Origin of the sequence: Comamonas composti DSM 21721, from assembly GCF_000429845.1 — a bacterium.
GTDB classification, from domain to species: domain Bacteria; phylum Pseudomonadota; class Gammaproteobacteria; order Burkholderiales; family Burkholderiaceae_C; genus Comamonas; species Comamonas composti.
In genome coordinates, this window is record NZ_KE386976.1 from 37,640 (window position 1) to 39,651 (window position 2,012).

General features: G+C 58.7%; 1 CRISPR repeat array.

What is annotated here, in order from left to right:
• The first annotated feature begins 2 nt into the window (after positions 1-2).
• Positions 3-2,011: a CRISPR direct-repeat array (repeat unit 28 nt; unit sequence GTTCGCTGCCGCATAGGCAGCTCAGAAA).
• The last annotated feature ends 1 nt before the right edge of the window (position 2,012 follow it).

A 2,012-nucleotide genomic window follows, 5' to 3' on the forward strand; every position in this document is an offset into this window, starting at 1 on the left:
GCGTTCGCTGCCGCATAGGCAGCTCAGAAAATCGGCAGCGGCGCGGGCGGTGTGACAGAGATGTTCGCTGCCGCATAGGCAGCTCAGAAAGAGTGCGGCGCCAACCGGGAGCTGCACAAGGTGTTCGCTGCCGCATAGGCAGCTCAGAAACACTGGCAGCAGCCTCCTCCAGCTCTCGACGAAGTTCGCTGCCGCATAGGCAGCTCAGAAAATGACGTAGGTCATGTTGTCGGACAGCCCGAGGTTCGCTGCCGCATAGGCAGCTCAGAAAAATGCTGCGGCCATCGATGTCAGTGACGTGGTGTTCGCTGCCGCATAGGCAGCTCAGAAAACAACGACTACAAAGAACGCAGCTGGTGAGGTGTTCGCTGCCGCATAGGCAGCTCAGAAATACACCCTTCAAAGTGTATAGACCAGTAGCATGTTCGCTGCCGCATAGGCAGCTCAGAAATCAGGCGCAGGCGCCGGAGCATGTCGCAGCTCGTTCGCTGCCGCATAGGCAGCTCAGAAAGCGCTGCAGATCTTCGGCAGGGCCAGTGGGGCGTTCGCTGCCGCATAGGCAGCTCAGAAAACGTCTGCGTCGCTGCATGCCGCAAGCGCCATGTTCGCTGCCGCATAGGCAGCTCGGAAATTTGCACACCTCGATGGCGCCGCCCGTGTTGTGTTCGCTGCCGCATAGGCAGCTCAGAAACAGGCGTGCCCGGACCAAACCCCTGGGACCCGGTTCGCTGCCGCATAGGCAGCTCAGAAAACCGCCGCCCGCGCCGAAAATTCGTCCGCCAGGTTCGCTGCCGCATAGGCAGCTCAGAAATGCAGCGTGAACGGGCCAGGCTGGACAAATGGGTTCGCTGCCGCATAGGCAGCTCAGAAATTCTCAGTGCTGATCGTCTCGCTTCGCACCTTGTTCGCTGCCGCATAGGCAGCTCAGAAAAGGCAGATATGCCGCAACGCCCGTAGCAAGGCGTTCGCTGCCGCATAGGCAGCTCAGAAAAACAGCCTTTGCCTCCTCCAGTTGAGCATAGAGTTCGCTGCCGCATAGGCAGCTCAGAAAGCAAGGAAGCGCTGAAGACGGTGCCCGAGCTCGTTCGCTGCCGCATAGGCAGCTCAGAAAGGCTTTTGAAAGCGTCAAAATTCATAGCAAAAGTTCGCTGCCGCATAGGCAGCTCAGAAATGCAGCGGAATCCGGCTGGGGCGTCCGATCAAGTTCGCTGCCGCATAGGCAGCTCAGAAAAGATTCGCAAGGATCGCGACGATTACGAGTGCGTTCGCTGCCGCATAGGCAGCTCAGAAATTCAAGAGCCCTGCGGCAAGCGAGCCACGGCCGTTCGCTGCCGCATAGGCAGCTCAGAAAAGCCTGCAGGAGCTGCTGGAAGGCTTGGACGCGTTCGCTGCCGCATAGGCAGCTCAGAAAGATTCTGAAAATCGGTGAGTTTGCGGCCGCAGGTTCGCTGCCGCATAGGCAGCTCAGAAAGGATCCTGACTTTGCTGCGAGTGCCCAGGCCCGTTCGCTGCCGCATAGGCAGCTCAGAAACAAAATTTGGAGCATCAGCCGTCCAGTAGGCGGTTCGCTGCCGCATAGGCAGCTCAGAAAGCACCTCCAATGGCGGCAGCGACTTTCATTGCGTTCGCTGCCGCATAGGCAGCTCAGAAAGCGAAAAAGCCCGGGGAAGTGCGTTACGTGCTGTTCGCTGCCGCATAGGCAGCTCAGAAATGGGCACGCAGTCCTTCTTCGCTCTGGCGAATGTTCGCTGCCGCATAGGCAGCTCAGAAATATGACGCCTGCGTTTTCGGGTTGGGGGGTTGGTTCGCTGCCGCATAGGCAGCTCAGAAATGTTGAGTTCACTCCCGCTACTCTGGCCGCAAGTTCGCTGCCGCATAGGCAGCTCAGAAAAGTTGGAAGACCTGGAGCACAAGGCTGAGTACGTTCGCTGCCGCATAGGCAGCTCAGAAATGCAAGCAACTGACGATCACCAACAACACGGGGTTCGCTGCCGCATAGGCAGCTCAGAAAG